This is a genomic window from Kocuria sp. GQ42 (assembly GCF_059758435.1).
Window position 1 is genome coordinate 671,319 of the sequence record NZ_JCAXEN010000001.1, and the last position, 20,354, is coordinate 691,672.

Consider the following 20,354-nt stretch of genomic DNA (forward strand, 5'->3'; position numbering starts at 1 on the left):
GACCGGCGGGACGTGCTGGGGCGCGGACGGGAACGACCCGCCCACCACCGGGAGCAACGTCACCGGCAGGCGGCGCTATTCCCGGCGGGGACGGGTCGTGGTCAGCGGCGCGGCTCAGCCCCGGATGTCCTCGTAGAGCAGGGTGGAGATGTAGCGCTCGCCGAAGTCGCACACGATGGCGACGATCAGCTTGTCCCGGTTCTCCTCCTTGGCCGCCTCCTGGAGGGCGGCCCACACGATGGCGCCCGAGGAGATCCCGCCGAGGATGCCCTCCTTGGTGCCGAGCTCGCGGGCGACCCGCACGGAGTCCTCGACCGTCACGTCGTAGACGTCGTCGTAGATCTCGCGGTCCAGGATGTCGGGGATGAAGTTCGCGCCGAGGCCCTGGATCTTGTGCGGGCCGGCCTTGCCCTCGGTGAGCAGGGGCGAGTCGGCGGGCTCGACGACGACGAGGCGCACGTCCGGCTTCTGCTCGCGCAGGTAGCGGCCCGCGCCCGTGATGGTGCCTCCGGTGCCCACGCCGGAGATGAACACGTCGACCTGGCCGTCGGTGTCCTCCCAGATCTCCGGGCCCGTGGTCGCGTAGTGGATGGCCGGGTTGGCCTCGTTGGCGAACTGGCTGGCGAGAACCGCGTTGTCGGTCGTGTCGACGATCTCCTGGGCCTTCTCGACGGCGCCGCGCATGCCCTCCGCACCCGGGGTGAGCACGATCTGGGCGCCGTAGGCGCGGAGCATGACCCGGCGCTCCGTGGACATGGTCTCCGGCATGGTCAGGATGACCTTGTAGCCGCGGGCGGCGCCGACCATGGCCAGCGCGATGCCGGTGTTCCCGGAGGTGCCCTCGACGATCGTGCCGCCCGGCTTCAACTGGCCGGACTTCTCGGCGGCGTCGATGATGGCCACGCCGATCCGGTCCTTGACGGAGTTCGCCGGGTTGTAGAACTCCAGCTTCACGGCGACGTTGCCGGGCAGGCCCTCGTCGAGCCGGTTGAGGTGGACGAGCGGGGTGCGGCCCACGATCTCGGTGACGTCGTTGTAGATCTTCGGCATGTGCGTACCTCGGTTTCTGCGTGGTCGGTTCTCTGTCGGATCTGGGTGCTGCTCGGGTCGTGCTGCGGCCGCCGGCGCTCTGGGGGGCCCGCGGCGGCGCGGTCCTAGCTCAGCCTAGCCAGCCCCCGCAAGCGCTACTACGCGGTAAGCCACGCGGAGTAACGTTTCCGGACCTTCGCCAGCTTGGGGTTGATGATCACCTGGCAGTAGCCGTTCCAGGGCTGCGCGGCGTAGAAGTCCTGGTGCTCGGGCTCCGCCTCCCAGAACGGGCCCAGCGGCTCCAGGGTCGTGACGATCGGCTGGTCCCACGCCGGCTGCGTGCGGCGGATCGACTGCTCGAACAGCTCCCGCTGGGCCCCGTCGGCCCAGAACATGGCGGACCGGTACTGGGTGCCCACGTCGTAGCCCTGCCGGTTGAGAGTGGTCGGGTCGTGACCGGTGAAGAACAGGTCCAGGATCACGTCCGCCGGCACCACCGACGGGTCGAAGGTCACGGCGACCGCCTCCGCGTGGCCGGTGGTGCCCGTGCACACCGCGTAGTAGTCGGCGCGCCCGGGGTCGCCGCCGGTGTAGCCGGAGACCACGGAGGTGACGCCCCGGGTGATCCGGTAGACGGCGTCGAGGCACCAGAAGCACCCGCCCGCGAGCACGAACGTCTCGGTCGCGGCGGGGTCCGCCGCGGCGGGGCGGGGATCGGGGGCGGGGCGTGCGTCGTCGTGCGCGGAGAAGGCCATGACCCGTACAACACCGCGCGGCCCGCATCATTCCCGCACCAGCCCCGGGCGCCTCCGCGCCCGCCTCGGCGGCCGGCGCGGAACGGGCTCCTAGACTGGGGCGCATGAGCGAGCAGAGCACGTCCCCGCCCCGGCCCGCCCTCACCCTGTCGGAGGTGCTGCAGACCGTCGAGCGGCTGTGGCCGATGCACCTGCAGGAGCCCTGGGACGCCAGCGGGCTCGTCACCGGCCGCCCCGACCAGCCCGTGCGCCGGATCCTGTTCGCCGTGGACCCCGTGGCCGAGGTCGTCTCCGAGGCCGTGTCCACCGGCGCCGACCTGCTGGTCACCCACCACCCCCTGCTCCTGCGCGGCGTGACGTCCGTGGCCGCCGACGGCTTCAAGGGCGCCGTGGTGCACGAGCTCATCGAGCACCGGTGCGCCCTGCTCGCCTGCCACACCAACGCGGACTCCGCCCCGGACGGCGTCTCGGACGCCGTGGCACGGGCCGCCGGACTCACGACGACGACGCCCCTCGCGCCGCACCCCGCCGATCCGGCCGTGGGCATCGGGCGCGTGGGGGACCTGGCGCGGCCCGTGCGCCTGCGGGAGCTGGCCCGGCGCCTGGCCGACGCCGTGCCGCCCACCGCCCACGGGGTCCGGGTGGCCGGGGACCCCGACGCCCTCGTCCGGCGCGTCGCCGTGTGCGGGGGAGCCGGGGACTCGCTCTTCGACGAGGTGCGGTCCTCCGGGGCCGACGTCTACGTGACCGCGGACCTGCGCCACCACCCGGCGTCCGAGGCGCGCGAGGCCGCACTGGGCCCCGGCGCCGGCGGCACCCCGTACCTCGTGGACCTCTCCCACTTCGCGAGCGAGTGGCTGTGGCTGCCCGTGGGCGCCGCCGCGCTGCGGGAGGCGCTCGCGGCGCGCGGCCACGACGTCCAGGTCGACGTCTCCGAGCGGTGCTCCGACCCGTGGGACTTCCGCCTCGACCACCCCGTCCGCTCCGGCCACGACCGTTCCGCCCCCGACCCCGCCGCACCGACCGCAGGAGGACCCGCATGAGCACCGCCACGCCCGAGCAGCAACGAGCCCTGCTGGAGCTCGAGCGGGTGGACGCCCGGCTGCGCCGGATCGCCGCCCGGATCGCGGAGCTGCAGACCGACCCTGAGGTCGCCGCCGCGCTGCAGCTCCGGGCCCGGGCGATCGCCACCGCCAAGGAGCTCGGATCTGCCGAGCAGGACGTCCGGGACCGGCTGGCCGCCGCCGAGCAGAAGGTCGCCCGCGTCCAGGCCTCGATCGAGAAGGACCGCCGGCGCCTCGAGCAGGGCGGCTCCGCCAAGGACCTCATGGGCCTGCAGCACGAGATCGACACCCGCACCCGGCAGCTGGCCGAGGCGGAGGAGGCGGAGCTGGAGGTCATGCAGGAGCTCGAGGATGCCGTGGCGCACCGCGCCCGCATCACGCCGCGGCTCAAGGAGGCCGACACGGAGGCCCGGCGCCGGGTCGAGGCCCGGGACGCGGAGGGTCGCGCGCTGACGGCCGAGCGGGACGAGCTGGCCGGCACGCGCCCCGCCGCTGCGGAGGGCGTGGGGCACCCCGGGCTGCTGGCACGGTACGAGAAGATCCGGACCGGGCGCGGCACCGACCGGCCGGCGGCCGCGGAGCTGCGGGGCACCGCGTGCGGGTCCTGCGGAACGGCGCTCAGCCCCACGGACGCCGCGACGTTCCGGGCGGCGGCGCCGGACGAGGTGCTCACGTGCCCCGAGTGCGGGGTGCTGCTCGTCCGCTCCTGAGGCTTCCCGGTGCCGCTCGAGCCCGGAGTGCGCGGTGAGGGGGAGCGGGGGACAGGCCGGCCTGTAAGCCGGGTTCTGTGCGCACGGCCGGTCGCCCGTGCCGTGCCGGTGACCATCCATCTAGGCCCACCGTTGCCGGTGGGCTCGAGCGGCCTACCCGGGTGCTCGGGCGAGCAGCCCTCGGACGCACCCTGTCTGGCCTTGCTCCGGATGGGGTTTACCGAGCCGCGCCGGTCACCCGGCGCGCTGGTGGTCTCTTACACCACCTTTTCACCCTGACCCGCCGCCCGGACGGACCGGGGACGGGCGGTCTGTTCTCTGTGGCACTTTCCTGCGGGTCTCCCCGAGTGGGCGTTGCCCACCATCCTGCTCTGCGGAGCCCGGACTTTCCTCGCGCCGCGACAGCCGGAGCTGCGCGGCCCGCGGTCACCCGGCCGACCTGTCCGAGGCCCATCCTACCCGCCGGTCCGGGGCGCCCGGACCGGCCCGCGGGGTCACTAGACTGCTGCGAGTGCTGATCCTCCTCCCTCCCTCCGAGACCAAGACCGCCCCCGGCGCCGGCGCCCCCGTCGACCCCGCCGTCCTGTCCTTCCCCGAGCTCACGGCCGCCCGGGAGCAGGTGCTCGCCGAGCTGGCCGCGACGAGCGCCCGCGAGGACGCGCTCGAGGTGCTGGGCGTGGGGGAGCGGCTGCGCGGCGAGGTCGAGCGCAACACCCGGCTGGGCGCCGAGCCGGCCGCACCGGCCCTCAGCGTCTACACCGGGGTGCTCTACGACGCCCTCGACCCGGCCGGGATGACCGGGGCGCAGCGGGCCGCCGCGGCAGCCTCCCTCGTCGTCGTCTCGGCGCTGTGGGGCGCGGTGCGCCCCGACGACCGGATCCCGGCCTACCGCCTGTCCATGGGCGCCGAGCTGCCGGGGCTCGGCAGGCTCGCGGCGCACTGGAAGCACCACCTGCCCGGGGTGCTGGAGCCGGCGGCCGGGGACGGGCTCGTCGTGGACTGCCGGTCGGCCGCCTACGCGGCGGCGTGGCGCGGCCCCCGGGCCCGGACGGTGGGGGTGAAGGTGGTGCGGGAGCGGCACGGGAGGCGCCGGGTCGTCTCGCACATGGCCAAGCACACCCGCGGCCTGCTGGCCCGGCACCTCGTCGAGCGCGCCGCCGCCGGCGAACGCCTGGAGACGCCGCTGGACCTGCTCTCGGCGGCGCAGGAGCGCTGGCAGGCCGAACTGACGCAGCCCACGGCCCGTTCGGCGGGCGAGCTCGTCGTCGTGCTGACGGAGGACTGAGCGGGCGCGCCGGGGCCGGTGCGCGGACGGATCAGTGGCCGAACGGGTCCTCGTCGACGCCGGGGGTCCAGGTGTGGCCGCCGCGGCCCCAGCCCTCGGCCTTGACCGCCTTCCGGGCCTTGCGGGACCACTTGTCGTTGAGCCGGTCTACGTAGAGCTTGCCGTCCAGGTGGTCGTACTCGTGCTGCATGACGCGGGCGAACCACCCGGTGGCCTCGAAGTCGACCGGCCGGCCCTCCACGTCGAAGCCGGCGACCCGGACCCAGTCCGCCCGCTTCAGCGGCCAGCTGTAGCCGGGCACGGACAGGCAGCCCTCGGACTCCTCGTCCGGGTCCGGCGCCTCCTGGGAGACCTTCCCCGGGGTCAGCACGGGGTTGACGAGGACGCCGCGCGGCGCCACGTCGTCGTCGTTCTGGAACGTGTAGGTGAAGATCCGCAGCCCCACGCCGATCTGCGGGGCGGCGAGCCCCACGCCGTGGGCGGCGTCCATGGTCTCGTACATGTCCGCCACGAGGGCGCGCAGGTCCTCGTCGAACCGCACCACCTTGGCGGCGGGGCGGTGGAGGACGGGATCGCCGGTGATCACCACGGGACGGACGGCCATGACGCACTTCCTTCGACTTGCCGGGGCCTGCGCCCCTTCGAACCGGTTCGGGAACGACGAAAGGCCGCCCCGAGTCAACGGGACGGCCTTTCACAGTGGGTGAGCGACGGGGGTTGAACCCGCGACCTCCTGGACCACAACCAGGCGCTCTGCCGAACTGAGCTACGCCCACCATGAACGCCCGCCGGAAGACCGTGCTTCCGCTGGGCAACGCATACGAGTGTACCGCATTCCCGGAGGGCTCCGGACCACGCCGGGACCCCCGCCCGTCCGGGCCGGGGTCCCGGCGCCGGACGGGGGACTCAGGCGCCCGTGCGGGACGCGGCGATCTCCGCGGCGATGCCCTTCGCGGTCTCCGAGTCCGGCCCCGGCTCGGCGGCGAACACGGCGCGGCGGTAGTACCGCAGCTCGTCGATCGAGTCCCGGATGTCGCCCAGGGCCCGGTGGTTGCCGGTCTTCGGCGGGGCCTGGAAGTAGGCCCGCGGGAACCACCGGCGGGAGAGCTCCTTGATGGTGGAGACGTCGATCACGCGGTAGTGCAGGTGCGCCACGAGCTCCGGCATGTCGCGCACCAGGAACGTGCGGTCCGTGCCCACCGAGTTCCCGCCCAGCGGGGCCTTGCCGGGCTCGGGCACCCACTCCTTGATGTAGGCGAGGACCTGCTCCTGCGCCTGCTCCATCGTCAGGCCGGAGGGGAGCTCGTCGAGCAGCTTGGAGGAGGTGTGCATGTTCCGCACGAAGTCCCCCATCTGCGCCAGCGCCGCCTCGTCCGGGCGGATCACGACGTCGACGCCCTCCCCGAGGACGTTGAGCTCGTCGTCGGTGACGAGCGCCGCGACCTCGATCAGGGCGTCGTCCTCGATGGACAGCCCCGTCATCTCGCAGTCGATCCACACAATGCGTCCGTTCGAATTAGCCACCCGGACAATCTACCGTGCCGCCCCGACGCCGCCGGTCGCCGCCGGGGCCGGTCGGAGACTCCCCGAGGAGCCGGGGATAGGATCGGGGCGACCACGGGTCCGTGCTGCGCCCAGCCGGGGCGCCCGCAGCCACCGGACGGGCGCATCGGGAGAGCAGTGCAGACCACTTCGACGACGCCGGCGCCGGGCGAGGGACCCGACGGCGTCCGGCCGCCGGCGGATCCCGGGAGCTCGTGGTACGACTCCGACTCGCTCCTGCGGACGGTGCTCATGGGCACGCTCGGGTCGCTCATGCTCCTGGTCGGCTCCCTGGGCGTCGGCTGGCTCGCCTCCGTCTCCCCGCTGCGGCAGGCGCCGGTCATCATCGGCATGCGCTTCACGACCACCGGGGTGATCGTCTCCATCCTCCTGCTCGCCGTGGGCGGGATGCTCCTGATCCGCGAGTGGCTGCGCCTGGGGCAGAAGCTCAACACGTGGGGACCCGGCAGCGGCCGGTGGGTGCTCATCGCCATCGCGGCGTGGGCCGCCCCCATGCTCGTGACGATCCCCCTGTTCAGCCGGGACGTGTACTCCTACATCGGCCAGGGCCGGGTGATGGCCAGCGGGCTGAACCCCTACGAGCACGGCGTCTCCACGATCGACAACTTCTTCCAGCTCGGGGCCGACCAGATGTGGTCGGAGTCCCCGCCGCCCTACGGGCCGCTCTTCCTGTGGCTCGAGCAGTTCGTGGTGGCCGTCACCGGCGCGGACCCGGACGCCGCGGTGCTCTGGTTCCGGGGGATGTGCGTGCTCGCCGTGATCGCCTGCATGTGGCTGATCCCGCGGCTCGCGCGGCTGCACGGCATCAACCCGGCCCGGGCCCTGTGGCTCAGCGTGGCCAACCCCCTGTTCCTCACGAACTTCATCGTCTCCGTGCACAACGACGCCATCATGATCGCCCTCGCCCTCGGCGGCACCTACGCGGCCGCCGCGCACCGCAACTGGAAGGGCGGTCTCCTCGGGACCACGCTCGTCACGCTGTCCGTGGCGATCAAGCCCATCACCCTCGTCTTCCTGCCCTTCATCGGCCTGCTGTGGGCGGGCCGGAACGCGTCGTGGACCCGCCGCTTCGTCATCTGGTTCCTGGTCCTCGTCTACGCGATCGCCCTGCTCGGGCTGATGGGGCTGCTCAACGGCTTCGGCTTCGGCTGGGTCTCCGCCATGTCCACTCCCGGCTCCGTGTCCATCTGGTACGCCCCGGTGGGTCTCGCCGGCGTGCTCGCCACCACCCTGGCCGCGGCCGTGGGCGCCGACGCGGGCCAGTGGCGGGAGGTGGTCCACACGGCGGGCCAGGCCCTCGCGGTGCCCGTCATCCTCTGGCTGATGTTCGTGGGCCGGGACGAGCGGATCGTCCGCCGTCTGACCTGGGCGTTCGCCGCGATCGTGCTGTTCTCCCCGATGATCCAGGCCTGGTACGTGGTGTGGCTCATCCCGCTGTTCGCCGTGACGGGCATCCGCAGCGACTGGCAGGTCGACATCCTGTTCTTCCTCACCGTCTTCTTCATGATCTACGCGGTCTCCGACCAGCTGGACGTCTTCCCGTACCTCGACCTCGACCTCAGCTCCGGCCGGCTGATCGCGGCGGTCGTCGCCCTCTCCTACGGCGTGTACCTGTGGTTCATCGACCCGGCGACCCGGCGGCTCTTCCGCGGCCGCTACCAGCCCCCGGTGCAGAGCGCCGTGATCTGAGGAGCCGGTGCGGCCCCCGCGAGTTGATAAACTCGATCGCGGCGCCCGGGACGCGGTCCCGGGCGGCACGCCCCAGTAGCTCAGTGGATAGAGCAGGAGCCTTCTAATCTCTTGGTCGGGGGTTCGACTCCCTCCTGGGGCACACTCGAGGTCCCCGCCGTCCCGGGCCTCACGGTCCGTGGCGACGGGGATCTCGTCGTCTCCGACGGCAGATCCGACGGCACGTCGTGCTGCGGTGCGTGGCGGGTGCTCTGGTGCGGCGAGGTGGACGGCCTTCCGGACGCGGCCGCGCCGATGGACCGGGCCAGGGTGCCGGCGCCCGCTCGGTGCCACAGCCTCCCCGGCCGCAGCGGGGGCGGGGTAGGCTGTGCGGTGGGCACGCAGATCTCGCCGTCTGTGTGTCCGCGGCCCGCTCGGTCTTACTGGACCGGGCGGGCCATCTTTCGTCGGTGGCGGAGCCGGCAGGTGCTGAGCGGCGTCCCGGCAGGCGCCCGGAGCCGGAGCTCCTTCCCGCAGCGCCCCGGACGACCGGCCCCTCGGCGGCCCCCGGCGGGCACGGCCCGGCCGTCCCCTCCCGGGTGGTCCCGCCGATGCCTCTCCGCGAGCCGCAACCCCTCTGGATAGTTTGCGGTCGCGAAAGTGTGGACAAGCACCACCGTGTGAATTCGCATACGTTAAGTAGCACATCGAGGGGTGCGGTCATCCGGCCACCTGAGCTCCGCGCCAGGACGGACGAGGAGCCGGAGCAGCACCTCCGCGACGACCCCGGCGGCAGCCCGCCGGGACGGCCGCAGTTCCCGGACGGGGTGCCCGGGGCGGCCACGGACCACGCGTCCGGATCCGATTCAGGGGGAGGAACCATGAGCGTCACCATCATCAGGCAGTGGACCGGCCGGGGGGCCCGTTACTACCACTACGACACGGTGGAGGAGGCCACGGAGGACACCCGTGACTTCATCGTCCGCAACGTCGGCCCGGACATCGATCCGCAGCAGCTGGAGGCGATCACCCGGGGCGTCGTCGCGCTGCACTGCATGAACCTCGACTTCCGGGAGGACTGCATCGTGGTCGAGCCGGGGCACGCCGCCTAGCCGAGCGGAACGCACGGGGTCGGCGGCGAACCGGGCACGGCGCTGACGCGCCGTGCCCGGGAGACTGCGTGAGGTCGTCGCACGCGAGGCCGACCGCCGCCTCCCGTCCGGGCGCCCGCACTGCACCGGCACCGGCCTGCCGCGGCGAGGTCGCGGCCGACGCCCGTGGCTGACGTCCGCGGTCGTCGCCCCGCTGCGCGGAGCGACGACTCGGAGTGGCGGGGTGTCGGCTCCGAGCCGCGGGGGACGCGAGGGGCCCGGGCGGGCGCGGCACCCGCTCCGGTGGTCCGGGTGCCGTGCCGGCCCCGAAAACCGGTCCGCGGTGCATCCACAGGAGCCACTGGGCCGGTAGTAGGGGTGAGGACACCCGCGCAGGATGTCGTCCGGCAGGCCGTCACCTGTCAGGCCACTGCAACGAACATCGAGGTGAGTCCGATGGCCCGGATCCGACTCTGCCAGTGCGGCGCCCCACCGCTCTACGGCCCGTGGTGCTGGGCGTGCTCCCACGAGCAGGAGCGGCACCGGGAGCCCCTCGCCGTCATCGCTTGGAACGCCGTCGACATCGACTGATGGGCGCTCGCGGACCGTGAGTCGGTCTCACGCCCGTCGCACGGCGGTCGCACTGCACAGCACGTGGTCTCCGCACCCGAGGGGCGCGGCCGTCCACAATCGGGGCCCGCCCGCCGCGGCGGCACCGGCTCCGGCAGGACGCTGGGTGCACCCCGCCACCGGGGCCAGCACCGGCCGCACCGGCCGCCGTCCAGAGGAGTTCCCGATGACCGAGCAGATCACCGTCCGCGGCTACGTGGCCACGGATCCCGAGTCCCGCAGCCTGCCCGACGGCACCGTGGTGGTGACCTTCCGCCTCGCCTCCACCCCGCGCTGGTTCGATCAGCAGGCCGGTGCGTGGCGGGACGGGCACACCAACTGGTTCTCCGTCCAGGCGTTCCGCTCGCTGGGGCTCAACGCGCTGGCCAGCATCAAGAGGGGCCAGCCCGTGGTGGTGGTCGGCAAGCTCAAGGTCCGCTTCTGGGAGGGCGAGCACGGGCGCAACACGGCCGTGGACGTGGACGCTGTGTCCCTGGGGCACGACCTCGCCCTCGGCACGGCCTGCTTCCAGCGCACCGTGAGCTCCTCGCCGCCCGCCGAGCAGACGGGGGAACGGCCCGCCGGGCAGCCCGAGGACGCTGCGGCGACCGGGGCCGCGGACGCCCCGACGGCCCCGGACGGGGACCCGTCGGAGTCGAGCGGCGACCCCGACGGCGGGGGCGGGGCCCCGGCGGTCCCGGAGGACGTCGACCCGGAGACCGGTGAGCTCCTCGGGGCCGCTGCCGGGCCGGGCCGGCGCCCGCGCCGCCAGCCCGCCACCGCCTGAGCTCCCCGGGCCGATCCGTCGCGGCGCGGGGACGGAGCCGGTGGCCGCGGCGTCGCGGTCACCGGTCCGTCCCCGCCCGGTGGCCGCCCCTCGGCTTCCGCCGGGCGGGGTAGCCTTGAGGGCATGGCGGAATTCATCTACACAATGTCCAAGGCCCGCAAGACCGTGGGCGACAAAGTCATCCTGGACGACGTCACCATGTCGTTCTACCCCGGCGCGAAGATCGGCGTCGTGGGACCCAACGGGGCCGGCAAGTCCACCATCCTCAAGATCATGGCCGGCCTCGACCAGCCGTCCAACGGCGAGGCCCGGCTCAGCCCCGGCTACACCGTCGGCATCCTGCTCCAGGAGCCGCCGCTGAACGAGGAGAAGACCGTCCTGGGCAACGTCGAGGAGGGCGTGGGCGAGATCAAGGCGAAGGTCGACCGCTTCAACGCGATCTCCGAGGAGATGGCCCAGCCGGACGCCGACTTCGACTCCCTCATGGAGGAGATGGGCAAGCTCCAGGAGGACATCGACGCCGCCAACGCCTGGGACCTCGACTCCCAGCTGGAGCAGGCGATGGACGCCCTGCGCTGCCCGCCGCCGGACGCCGACGTCACGGTCCTCTCCGGTGGTGAGCGCCGCCGCGTGGCCCTGTGCAAGCTGCTGCTGCAGAAGCCGGACCTCCTGCTGCTCGACGAGCCCACCAACCACCTCGACGCCGAGTCCGTGCTGTGGCTGGAGCAGCACCTGAAGGACTACCACGGCGCCGTCATGGCCGTGACCCACGACCGGTACTTCCTCGACCACGTGGCCGAGTGGATCTGCGAGGTCGACCGCGGCCGGCTGTACGGCTACGAGGGCAACTACTCGGCCTACCTCGAGACCAAGCGCGCCCGCATGGAGGTGCAGGGCAAGAAGGACGCCAAGCAGGCCAAGCGGCTGGCCGACGAGCTCGAGTGGGTGCGCTCCAACGCCAAGGGCCGCCAGGCGAAGTCGAAGGCTCGCCTGGCCCGCTACGAGGAGATGGCCGCCGAGGCCGAGAAGACCCGCAAGCTGGACTTCGAGGAGATCCAGATCCCGCCGGGACCCCGCCTGGGCAACCTCGTGATCGAGGCGAAGGACCTGCAGAAGGGCTTCGGGGACCGCTCCCTCATCAAGGGCCTGTCCTTCTCCCTGCCGCGCAACGGCATCGTGGGCGTCATCGGCCCCAACGGCGTCGGCAAGTCGACGCTGTTCAAGACCATCGTCGGCATGGAGGAGCTGGACGGCGGGGAGCTGAAGATCGGCGACTCCGTCAAGATTTCCTACGTGGACCAGAACCGCGCGAACCTCGACGCCAGCAAGTCGCTGTGGGAGGTCGTCTCGGACGGCCTGGACTACATCAACGTCGGCAACGTCGAGATGCCCTCGCGCGCCTACGTCTCCGCGTTCGGCTTCAAGGGCCCTGACCAGCAGAAGAAGGCCGGGGTGCTCTCGGGCGGAGAGCGCAACCGGCTGAACCTGGCCATGACCCTCAAGCAGGGCGGCAACCTGCTGCTCCTCGACGAGCCCACCAACGACCTCGACGTCGAGACCCTCGGCTCCCTGGAGAACGCGCTGCTGGAGTTCCCGGGCTGCGCCGTGGTCGTCTCCCACGACCGGTGGTTCCTCGACCGGGTCGCCACCCACATCCTCGCGTGGGAGGGCACCGAGGACGAGCCGGACCAGTGGTACTGGTTCGAGGGCAACTTCGAGTCCTACGAGGCCAACAAGGTGGAGCGCCTCGGCGCCGACGCCGCGCGGCCGCACCGCGTCACCCACCGCCGCCTCACCCGCGACTGACGCAGGGCCGGGCCCGGAGCCCGTGCGGCCGCAGGGGCCCGCCGGGCGGGAAGGAGCAGCTCCTTCCCGCCCGGCGGGCCCCTTCGGTGTGCTCCGGTGCGGTCAGGAGAACTCCGGGAAGCGCATCATGCCCTCCTGGGCGGTCGTGGCGACGAGCCGGCCGTCCCGGGAGAACATCCGGCCCACCCCGAGGCCTCGGGCCGAGGAGGCGTTGGGGGAGGACTGCACGTAGAGCAGCCACTCGTCCGCGCGGGTCTCCCGGTGCCACCACATCGCGTGGTCGAGGGAGGCGATGTTCATGCCGGGCTCGATCCACGTCCTGCCGTGCAGGCGCAGGATGGGCTCGAGCAGCGTGTAGTCGCTCGCGTAGGCGAGCGCGGCGCGGTGGATGTTCGGGTCGTCCGGCAGCGGCTTGAGGGTCTTGATCCACACCGCGTTGAACGGCTCTCCCCGGGAGTCCGGCTTGAAGTAGATCGGCTCCGTGATGTACCGCATGTCGAAGGGCCGCTCGTGCGCGATCGCCTGCGCCTCGGGGGCGTCGACGTGGCCGAGCAGCTCCACGGCGCTGGGCAGGGACTCCGGCTCGGGCAGGTTCCGGGGGGACTCGTCCTGGTGGTCCAGGCCCCGGGCCGGGACCTGGAAGGACGCGATGGCCGAGAGGATGGCGCGCCCGTCCTGGTAGGCGTGCACGCGGCGGGCGGAGAAGGACCGCCCGTCCCGGATCCGCTCCACCCCGAAGGTGATCGGCTGGGACACGTCCCCGGCGCGCAGGAAGTACGCGTGCATCGAGTGGATGATCCGTTCCGGCTCCACGGTGCGCATGGCGGCGGTCGCGGCCTGCGCCAGGACCTGCCCGCCGTAGACCCGGCCGCGTGCGGGGGAGATGGAGTGGCCCACGTAGATGTCCTCGAGGGTGCGCGCGCCACCCCCGTCCGCGAGGTCGAGCATGTCGAGCAGGGCCTGCGTGGGGTCCGGGATCGGGCTGTAGGTCATGGTCTTCACTCTAGCCAAGCCGCCGGTCGCGCCGGGGCGCGTCCGGCGCGCCCGGGTGTGATGGGATGGGGGGCATGTCTTCGCTGCTGATCCCCATCCAGATGCGCTTCGGCGACATCGACAGCTACGGCCACGTCAACAACGTCACCATGCTCCAGTACCTCGAGGACGCCCGGGTCCGGCTCATGGCCCGCCCGCTGCCCGAGGACACCGCCGCGGGGGTCCCGGAGGGCGCGACGTTCCGCACCCTCCTGGGGGACCTGATGACCGTGATCGGCCGGCAGGAGGTCGAGTACACGCAGCAGCTGCTGTACCGCGACGACCCGGTGTCCGTGCGGGTGTGGGTCTCCTCCGTGGGCGGGTCGAGCTTCGTGCTGGACTATGCGGTCCAGGAGGAGGACGGTTCGCGCGTCTACGCCGTGGCCCAGACGGTCGTCGTCGTGATCGACCGCTCCTCCGGACGCCCGGTGCGCCTCGACGACACGCAGCGGGGCCTGCTCGAGCAGTGGCAGGACGCCCCGACCCGCTTCGCCCGCCGGCCCGCGCCGGCGGAGGCCTGAGCCCCGTGGGCCGGTCCCTCCCCCTGACGGACCCGCGGGACGTCGCCGACCTGCGGACGTACCTGTCCCGGGCCCGCGGGGTGGACCCGCAGGGCGCGGCGCGCTTCCAGGCGCGCGGGCGGGCCCTCGGCGTCTACGTGTGCGTGCTCGAGCCCCACGGCCTGCTCGACACCACGCCCACGGTCCTGGGCCTGCGCACCGCCGCGCTGGCCGGGGAGCAGGCCCTGGACGTCACCGTCCCGCTCGGCGGGGTCCTCGACCGGATGCCGCGCCAGGACCAGGACGCCACGGACGTGGGCCTGCCCCCCGTGGACGCGAACGTCTCGTGGGCGGGCATCGCCCCGCCCCTGGGCGGGTGGACCCCGGTGGGGTCCGTCGCCGGGGACGCGCTGCGCGAGGTCGCCCGGGCCGGGATCGCCGAGGTCGCCCGGGCGGTGCCCACGGACGCGGGCGCCGCCGTCGTGGACACCGTGCGCTCGCAGGTCTGGGGCCGGTCGTCCGGGTGGGCGGAGCCGCTCGCGGGGCGGCTGACCGGGGCGCCGCTGCCGGACGGTGCGGCGTTCGCCGCGTACTCGCTCGGCTTCCTGCGCCCGGGCGCGGAGGTCGCCGTCGCGGAGAACGGCCGGTGGGTGCGCCTGAGCACCCCCGGCGGGCACGTCCTGGCCAAGCGCTGAGACTCCCGGGGCCTCAGCCGGGACGGTTGATCATGGCGTGGGCGGCGCGGTCGAAGTAGTCCCAGATGATCCCGTCGTGCAGCGGGGAGAGCTCCAGGGTGTCCAGGGCCGCGCGCATGTGCGTCAGCCACGTCTCGCGCGCCCACGTGTCCACGGGGAACGGCATGTGCCGCATCCGCAGCCGCGGGTGCCCGCGCTGCTCCGAGTAGGTGGTCGGCCCGCCCCAGTACTGCTCGAGGAACATCCGCAGCCGCTCCTCGGCGGGGCCGAGGTCGTCCTCCGGGTAGAGCGCCCGGAACCGCTCGTCCTCGGCCACCCGGGCGTAGAACTCGTGCACGAGCTTCACGAACGTCTCGTGCCCGCCCACCTGGTCGTAGAACGACGACGCCGTGCCGGCCTCGGCCTGCTCCCGCTCGTCGCCGACCTGCGGCACGGGGCGGCGCAGCTGGGACAGGGGCGCCCCGACCGCGAAGGAGCGCGCCCCGGGCGGCGCCGCCGCGGCGGGGTCGGTGCGCGGGTCCTGGCCGGCCGGGGGCGTCGAGCCGGCCCCGTCGGGACCGTGCCCGGCCGGACCGGGGCGCTGCTGCTCGTCGCTCATGCGCGCACCACCTCGTAGGCGGCGTCCACGGCCTGCGCGCGGACCGCGCGGGCCGTCGCGTCGCGCTGCTCGAGCACCAGCCGGCGGAGTCCGTGCAGGTCCTCGGGCAGGTCCGCGAGGAAGGCGTCCGCGGCGTCGACCGTCTCCTGGGCGGGGATGTTCGGGTACATGCCGGTCGCGATCTGCTGGGCCAGCTCGTGGGTCCGGGTGCGCCACACGCCGGGGATCGCCGCGAAGTACTGCTCGGCCCAGGGCGCCAGCAGGGAGGTGTCGGCGGCCGTGCGGAAGCCGTCGATCGCCGCGTCCTGGATGGAGTTGGGCAGGGACCCGTCCACCATGATCTGCTGCCACGCCCGTGCCTTGGCCTCGGCCGTGGGGATCGCGGCCCGGGCGCGGGCGGCCGCGATCGCGCCGTTCTCGGTGTTGTCCTGCGCGAGCATCGCGTCCACCTCTGCGTCGCCGGCACGCCCGCCGGCGCACAGCGCGGTGAGCAGGCTCCAGCGCAGGTCGGTGTCCAGCGCCAGGCCCTCCAGGGTGCGCCGCCCGTCGAGGAGCTGCTCGAGGACGTCCAGCTGCCCGTCGGTGCGGGCGTGCCGGGCGAAGGCCCGGACGAACTGCAGCTGCTGGTCGGAGCCGGGCGCCGCCTCTTCGGTGAGCCGGCGGAGCCGGTCGGCGGCGGCGCGCACGGTGGCCCCGCGCACGGGCTCGGCCACGTAGCCGTCGAGCACGGTGTCCAGCTGGCGCAGCTGCACCTGGATGCCGGTCGAGGACGTCTCGTGGGCGATGTTGCCGAGCACGAGCTCCACGTAGCGGCGGGCGGGCGTCTCGCCGTCGTGCACGCCGTCCCACACGGACGCCTGGACGAGGGCGCGCGGGAGCGTGTCCTCGAAGTTCTTCAGGTGGGTCAGAGCGGTGTCCAAGGAGCACTCGTCGAGGCGGATCTTCGCGTAGGCGAGGTCGTCGTCGTTGAGCAGCACGAGGTCCGGCAGCTCCCGGCCCACCAGCTGCGGCACCTCCGTGGACGGGCCGTCGACGTCGAGCTCGACCCGGTGCGTGCGCACGAGCTTGCCCTGCGCCCCGTCGTGGTCGTAGAAGCCCACGGCCAGGCGGTGAGGGCGCAGCGTGGGGTGCTCGTCGGGGGCGGTCTGCCGGATCCGGAAGGAGCGGATGATCCCGTCCTGGTCGGTCTCGAGCTCCGGGGTCAGTGTGTTCACCCCGGCGGTCTCGAGCCACTTCGCGGCCCACTCGTCGAGGTCCCGGCCGCTGGCCTCCTCGAGCCGGACCATGAGGTCGCGCAGCTCGGTGTTGCCCCACGCGTGCTCCCGGAAGTACCGGTTCAGCCCGGCCATGAACTGCTCCTGGCCCACCCAGGCCACCAGCTGCTTGAGCACCGAGGCGCCCTTGGCGTAGGTGATGCCGTCGAAGTTCACCAGCACGTCCTCGAGGTCCCGGATCTCGGCCTTGATGGGGTGGGTGGTGGGCAGCTGGTCCTGCTCGTAGCCCCAGGACTTCTCCCCGGCGGCGAACGTGGTCCACGCCTCCGTGTACCGGGTGTTCTCCGCCGCGGCGAGGGTGGACATGAACTCGGCGAAGGACTCGTTGAGCCACAGGTCGTTCCACCAGCGCATGGTCACGAAGTCCCCGAACCACATGTGGGCCAGCTCGTGCAGGACCGTGATGGCCCGCCGCTCCACCCGGGCCTGCGTGGGCCGGGAGCGGAAGACGTAGAGCTCCACGAAGGTCACCGCGCCGGCGTTCTCCATGGCCCCGGCGTTGAACTGCGGGACGAACAGCTGGTCGTACTTCTCGAACGGGTAGGGCACCCCGAACTGCGCCTCGAAGAACTCGAAGCCGCGCTTGGTGATGCCGAACATCTCCTCCGCCTCGACGTGCTCCACGAGCGAGCGGCGGGCGTACAGGCCCAGGGGGATCGTGCGGCCGTCGGCGCTGGTGAGCTCGTCGTGCACGGACGCGTACGGGCCGGCGATCAGTGCCGTGACGTAGCAGGGGACCACCGGGGTGGGGGTGAAGGACCACGTGGCGGCGCCCTCGCCGGCGGCGACGGGCTCCGGGGTGGGCTGGGTCGAGACGACCGTCCAGTGCGCGGGGGCCGTGACCGTGAACGCGAAGCGCGCCTTGAGGTCCGGCTGCTCGAACACGGCGAACACGCGCCGGGTGTCCGCCACCTCGAACTGGGTGTAGAGGTAGACCTCGTCGTCGACCGGGTCCACGAACCGGTGCAGGCCCTCGCCGGTGTTCATGTACCGGCAGTCCGACTCGACCGTGAGCACGTTGTCCGCGGCGAGCCCGGGCAGCTGGATCCGCACGCCGTCCGAGACCTCGGCGGGATCGAGCTCGGTGCCGTTGAGCACCACGGAGTGCACCGCGTCGGTGATCGCGTCGATGAACGTGGAGGCGCCCGGGGTCGCCCGGAAGCGCACGGTGGTCGTGGAGCGGAAGACGCGCTCGCCGCGGGTCAGGTCGAGGACAACCTCGTAGGCGTCCACCGCCACGGTCTCGGCCCGCGCGGCCGCCTCCTGGCGGGTCAGGTTGGTTCCGGGCACTTCAGTGCCGTCCTCTCGTCGGGGTCGGGGTCGGGGTCGGGTCGGGATGGCTCGGGATCGGGGCGTCCGCGACCGGTGGGCCGCAGGGGATCGTCCCATTATGTCAGCCGGGTCCCGGCCGCCCGGGGAGGCCCTGCGGTGTGCGCGGCACGCACTACGCTGGAGGGCGGCCGGTCCGCCCGCGCGGGCCCTGCGCCTCGATCCCGCCCCGTTCCCGCGAACCCCAGGAGCACGCCGCCCATGCGCGTCCACATCGCCACCGACCACGCCGGCCTGGACCTCTCCCGCTACCTGGTCGAGGAGCTCGTCGCCGCCGGCTACGACCTCGTCGACCACGGGCCCGCCGGGTACGACGCCCTCGACGACTACCCCGCGTTCTGCATCAGCGCCGCGCGCGCCGTCCGGGCGGACCGGGAGGCGGGGCTCGACTCCCTCGGGATCGTCCTGGGCGGGTCGGGCAACGGCGAGCAGATCGCCGCCAACAAGGTCGAGGGCATCCGTGCCGCCCTGGCCTGGAACCTGGACACCGCCCGGCTCGCGCGCCAGCACAACGACGCCCAGGTCGTGGCCGTCGGGGGGCGCCAGCACCCTCAGGAGGAGGCGCTGGCGATCGTCCGGGCGTTCCTCGCGGAGCCCTTCTCCGGGGACGAGCGCCACGAGCGCCGGATCGCCCAGATCGGCGAGTACGAGTCCACCGGCACCGTCGCGGGGAAACTCGAGGACCTGCGCCCGCGCGAGTTCCCGGCCGCCCGGGAGGCCTGAGTGCCGGAGGGCCACTCGGTCCACCGCCTCGCCCGCCAGTTCGCCGACTGCTTCGTGGGACAGGCCCTGGCCGTGAGCTCCCCGCAGGGGCGCTTCGCCGCCGGGGCGCACGCCCTGGACGGCGCCGTGCTCGAGGGGGCGCGGGCCCACGGCAAGCAGCTGTTCCTCGACTTCGCCGGGGACCGGGTGCTGCGCTCGCACCTCGGCCTCTACGGCGCGTGGAGCTTCGGCGGCACCGACCGCTTCCGCGGCGCCTCCTCCATCGGGGCCCCGCGCCGGATCGGGGAGCGGGAGGCGCACGACGACGACGCCGCCGCCCCCGCCGGCCCGCTGCTGCCGCCGGCCCCCGTGGGGGCGGTGCGCGTGCGGCTGGTCGGGGACGAGGGCTGGGCCGATCTGCGCGGGCCGACGCTGTGCGTGCTGGAGAGCTCCGCCGAGGCCGAGGCGGCCCGGGCGCGGCTGGGCCCGGACCCGCTCGATCCGCACGCGGACCCCGCGCCCTTCGTGGCCGCCGTGCGGCGCAGCCGCCGCCCGGTGGGCGCGCTGCTCATGGACCAGGCCGTGCTGGCCGGGGTGGGCAACATCTTCCGGGCGGAGTCCCTGTTCCGCCGCGGACTGGACCCGATGACGCCGGGGCGCGCCCTCGACGAGCCGGTGCTGCTGGAGCTGTGGGCGGAGAACGCGGCCCTCATGCGCACGGGCGTGCGGCTGGGCCGGATCCTGACGACCGACGCCGCGGACCGCCCGGGGATCTCGGAGGCACAGGCGTGGCCCGGGCACGCCCACCTCGTCTACAAGCGCCAGGGCCTGCCGTGCCGCCGGTGCGGGACGCCCGTGGCGGCGGGGGAGCTGGAGGGGCGCACGCTCTACTGGTGCCCCTCCTGCCAGCGCTGACCGCGCCGGGGTTCGCGGCGTAGCCTGGAGCCGTGTCCAGTTGCTGCGGCGCGCCCGGCTACCGGCGCGTCTTCGGGCCCCGCTTCGCGCGGCGCCTCGCCCGCCGGTACCGGCGGCGGGGCCTCGACCGTGCCTCCCTGCGGGTCGTGGAGTTCCTCGCCGCCCAGGGCGTCGAGGGGGCCAGCGTGCTGGAGATCGGCGGCGGCGTGGGCGGGATCCAGCTCGAGCTGCTGCGCCGGGGCGCCGCGCGGACCACGAACCTGGAACTCGTGGACTCCTACGAGGCCGAGGCCGCGGAGCTGGCCGCCGCCGCCGGGGTGTCCGGCCGCGTGGTGCGCCGGCAGCTCGACATCGCGACGGACCCGGAGGCGGTCGCCCCGCACGACGTCGTGGTGCTGCACCGGGTCGTGTGCTGCTACCCCGATCACGAACGGCTCCTGGGCGCCGCCGCGGACCGGGCGACGCGCCTGCTCGTGTTCAGCCACCCGCCCGGGCACCGCCTCCTGCGGGCGCTCGCCGCCCTGGAGAACCTCGGCCTCCGCGCCGCCGGGACGCCCTTCCGCACCTACGTGCACTCCCCGGCGGCCATGCTCGCCGTCCTGCAGGAGCACGGGCTGCGTCCCGTGCACGCGGACCGGGGCGCGGTGTGGCGGGTGGTCGGGCTGCGCCGCTGAGATGCGCCGGGAGCCGGGCCGGGGTGCCGGCGGAACGACGAACGCCCCGGTCCAGCGGGACCGGGGCGTTCGTGCGCGGAGAGGGGATGACGGGAATCGAACCCGCGTAATCAGTTTGGAAGACTGAGGCTCTACCATTGAGCTACATCCCCGCGGAGCGCTCTGTCGAGGCCTTCCCATTAACCGGCCCGGCGCGCGCGGTGTCAAATCCCGGGGCCCGGGCGCACCCGCGGAGCGCGGCCGGCAGAACGCCGGCGGGCCGTGCGGA

The 20,354-nt window shown here is 73.5% G+C and carries 20 protein-coding genes, 3 tRNA genes and 1 other RNA gene; 14 read left to right on the forward strand and 10 right to left on the reverse strand.

The annotated features are described in order from the left end of the window. Nucleotides 1-114: 114 nt before the first annotated feature. Both cysK and msrA read right to left on the reverse strand, forming a co-directional pair. Nucleotides 115-1,050, reverse strand: a complete 936-nt coding sequence (gene cysK, locus AC6CH6_RS03140) for a cysteine synthase A (protein ID WP_017833731.1) — start codon at nucleotides 1,048-1,050, stop codon at nucleotides 115-117. Nucleotides 1,051-1,187: 137 nt separating this feature from the next. Beyond that, nucleotides 1,188-1,784 carry a peptide-methionine (S)-S-oxide reductase MsrA gene (gene msrA / locus AC6CH6_RS03145; protein ID WP_017833730.1) on the reverse strand — a complete coding sequence of 199 codons (597 nt, stop codon included), beginning with the start codon at nucleotides 1,782-1,784 and terminating at the stop codon, nucleotides 1,188-1,190. A 104-nt stretch (nucleotides 1,785-1,888) separates the two neighbouring features. Between msrA and AC6CH6_RS03150 the strand changes: the two genes are divergently transcribed. Both AC6CH6_RS03150 and AC6CH6_RS03155 read left to right on the forward strand, forming a co-directional pair. After that, complete coding sequence (locus AC6CH6_RS03150) at nucleotides 1,889-2,827, forward strand: Nif3-like dinuclear metal center hexameric protein (protein WP_498253976.1); 939 nt, start codon at nucleotides 1,889-1,891, stop codon at nucleotides 2,825-2,827. Further along, the gene (locus AC6CH6_RS03155) at nucleotides 2,824-3,558 is read left to right on the forward strand and encodes a zinc ribbon domain-containing protein (protein ID WP_498253977.1); all 735 of its coding nucleotides are present in this window, start codon (nucleotides 2,824-2,826) and stop codon (nucleotides 3,556-3,558) included. The genes AC6CH6_RS03150 and AC6CH6_RS03155 overlap by 4 nt, the downstream gene beginning before the upstream one ends. Nucleotides 3,559-3,606: 48 nt before the next feature. On the opposite strand, the gene rnpB is transcribed toward AC6CH6_RS03155, so the two are convergent. Then, an RNA gene (gene rnpB, locus AC6CH6_RS03160) (RNase P RNA component class A) lies at nucleotides 3,607-4,000 on the reverse strand. 69 nt (nucleotides 4,001-4,069) lie between these two features. On the opposite strand from rnpB, the gene AC6CH6_RS03165 reads away from it, so the two are divergent. Then, entirely contained in the window at nucleotides 4,070-4,843 is a 774-nt protein-coding gene (locus tag AC6CH6_RS03165) for a YaaA family protein (protein WP_498253978.1), read from the forward strand. 31 nt (nucleotides 4,844-4,874) lie between these two features. On the opposite strand, the gene def is transcribed toward AC6CH6_RS03165, so the two are convergent. The 3 genes from def to orn all read right to left on the reverse strand — a co-directional run bounded on the left by def (nucleotide 4,875) and on the right by orn (nucleotide 6,367). Further along, nucleotides 4,875-5,447: a peptide deformylase gene (gene def, locus AC6CH6_RS03170; RefSeq protein ID WP_498253979.1), complete on the reverse strand. Its 573-nt coding sequence runs from the start codon at nucleotides 5,445-5,447 to the stop codon at nucleotides 4,875-4,877. Between the two features lie 98 nt (nucleotides 5,448-5,545). Further along, nucleotides 5,546-5,619, reverse strand: a tRNA-His gene (locus AC6CH6_RS03175). Between the two features lie 130 nt (nucleotides 5,620-5,749). After that, nucleotides 5,750-6,367, reverse strand: coding sequence for an oligoribonuclease (gene orn, locus AC6CH6_RS03180; RefSeq protein WP_272026256.1), 618 nt, complete (start codon nucleotides 6,365-6,367; stop codon nucleotides 5,750-5,752). Between the two features lie 156 nt (nucleotides 6,368-6,523). On the opposite strand from orn, the gene mptB reads away from it, so the two are divergent. The 6 genes from mptB (at nucleotide 6,524) to ettA (ending at nucleotide 12,367) form a co-directional block, all read left to right on the forward strand. Beyond that, the gene (gene mptB, locus AC6CH6_RS03185; protein WP_498253980.1) at nucleotides 6,524-8,095 is read left to right on the forward strand and encodes a polyprenol phosphomannose-dependent alpha 1,6 mannosyltransferase MptB; all 1,572 of its coding nucleotides are present in this window, start codon (nucleotides 6,524-6,526) and stop codon (nucleotides 8,093-8,095) included. A gap of 69 nt (nucleotides 8,096-8,164) precedes the next feature. After that, nucleotides 8,165-8,237 (forward strand) — tRNA-Arg (locus AC6CH6_RS03190). Nucleotides 8,238-8,955: 718 nt separating this feature from the next. Beyond that, complete coding sequence (locus AC6CH6_RS03195; protein WP_133410803.1) at nucleotides 8,956-9,186, forward strand: hypothetical protein; 231 nt, start codon at nucleotides 8,956-8,958, stop codon at nucleotides 9,184-9,186. A 435-nt stretch (nucleotides 9,187-9,621) separates the two neighbouring features. After that, entirely contained in the window at nucleotides 9,622-9,756 is a 135-nt protein-coding gene (locus AC6CH6_RS03200) for a hypothetical protein (protein WP_017834572.1), read from the forward strand. A 205-nt stretch (nucleotides 9,757-9,961) separates the two neighbouring features. Next, nucleotides 9,962-10,561 (forward strand): single-stranded DNA-binding protein, encoded by a 600-nt coding sequence (locus AC6CH6_RS03205; RefSeq protein ID WP_498253981.1) that lies wholly within the window; start codon nucleotides 9,962-9,964, stop codon nucleotides 10,559-10,561. 123 nt (nucleotides 10,562-10,684) lie between these two features. After that, a complete protein-coding gene (gene ettA / locus AC6CH6_RS03210) occupies nucleotides 10,685-12,367 on the forward strand; it encodes an energy-dependent translational throttle protein EttA (protein WP_031283621.1) in 1,683 nt (560 codons plus the stop codon). Between the two features lie 102 nt (nucleotides 12,368-12,469). Here ettA and AC6CH6_RS03215 read toward each other — a convergent pair whose 3' ends face one another. After that, the gene (locus AC6CH6_RS03215; RefSeq protein WP_017834575.1) at nucleotides 12,470-13,360 is read right to left on the reverse strand and encodes an acyl-CoA thioesterase; all 891 of its coding nucleotides are present in this window, start codon (nucleotides 13,358-13,360) and stop codon (nucleotides 12,470-12,472) included. Between the two features lie 74 nt (nucleotides 13,361-13,434). Here AC6CH6_RS03215 and AC6CH6_RS03220 point away from each other — a divergent pair, with 74 nt between their 5' ends. Together AC6CH6_RS03220 and AC6CH6_RS03225 are read left to right on the forward strand one after the other, a co-directional pair. After that, nucleotides 13,435-13,920 (forward strand): acyl-CoA thioesterase, encoded by a 486-nt coding sequence (locus tag AC6CH6_RS03220; RefSeq protein ID WP_498253982.1) that lies wholly within the window; start codon nucleotides 13,435-13,437, stop codon nucleotides 13,918-13,920. Between the two features lie 5 nt (nucleotides 13,921-13,925). Beyond that, nucleotides 13,926-14,594 (forward strand): DUF8185 domain-containing protein, encoded by a 669-nt coding sequence (locus AC6CH6_RS03225; protein ID WP_498253983.1) that lies wholly within the window; start codon nucleotides 13,926-13,928, stop codon nucleotides 14,592-14,594. 13 nt (nucleotides 14,595-14,607) lie between these two features. On the opposite strand, the gene AC6CH6_RS03230 is transcribed toward AC6CH6_RS03225, so the two are convergent. Continuing rightward, nucleotides 14,608-15,039 (reverse strand): globin, encoded by a 432-nt coding sequence (locus AC6CH6_RS03230; protein WP_255219494.1) that lies wholly within the window; start codon nucleotides 15,037-15,039, stop codon nucleotides 14,608-14,610. A 149-nt stretch (nucleotides 15,040-15,188) separates the two neighbouring features. Further along, the gene (pepN, locus tag AC6CH6_RS03235) at nucleotides 15,189-17,756 is read right to left on the reverse strand and encodes an aminopeptidase N (protein ID WP_498253984.1); all 2,568 of its coding nucleotides are present in this window, start codon (nucleotides 17,754-17,756) and stop codon (nucleotides 15,189-15,191) included. 240 nt (nucleotides 17,757-17,996) lie between these two features. Between pepN and AC6CH6_RS03240 the strand changes: the two genes are divergently transcribed. Genes AC6CH6_RS03240 through AC6CH6_RS03250 form a run of 3 tightly spaced genes read left to right on the forward strand, consistent with a single transcriptional unit; the run spans nucleotide 17,997 to nucleotide 20,086 of the window. Continuing rightward, nucleotides 17,997-18,518, forward strand: a complete 522-nt coding sequence (locus AC6CH6_RS03240) for a ribose-5-phosphate isomerase (protein WP_133410799.1) — start codon at nucleotides 17,997-17,999, stop codon at nucleotides 18,516-18,518. Further along, nucleotides 18,519-19,412 (forward strand): Fpg/Nei family DNA glycosylase, encoded by an 894-nt coding sequence (locus AC6CH6_RS03245; protein ID WP_498253985.1) that lies wholly within the window; start codon nucleotides 18,519-18,521, stop codon nucleotides 19,410-19,412. A 32-nt stretch (nucleotides 19,413-19,444) separates the two neighbouring features. Continuing rightward, a complete protein-coding gene (locus AC6CH6_RS03250; protein ID WP_498253986.1) occupies nucleotides 19,445-20,086 on the forward strand; it encodes a methyltransferase domain-containing protein in 642 nt (213 codons plus the stop codon). 81 nt (nucleotides 20,087-20,167) lie between these two features. Here the strand turns inward: AC6CH6_RS03250 and AC6CH6_RS03255 are convergent. Next, nucleotides 20,168-20,238: transfer RNA gene (locus tag AC6CH6_RS03255), tRNA-Gly, on the reverse strand. Nucleotides 20,239-20,354: the final 116 nt, after the last annotated feature.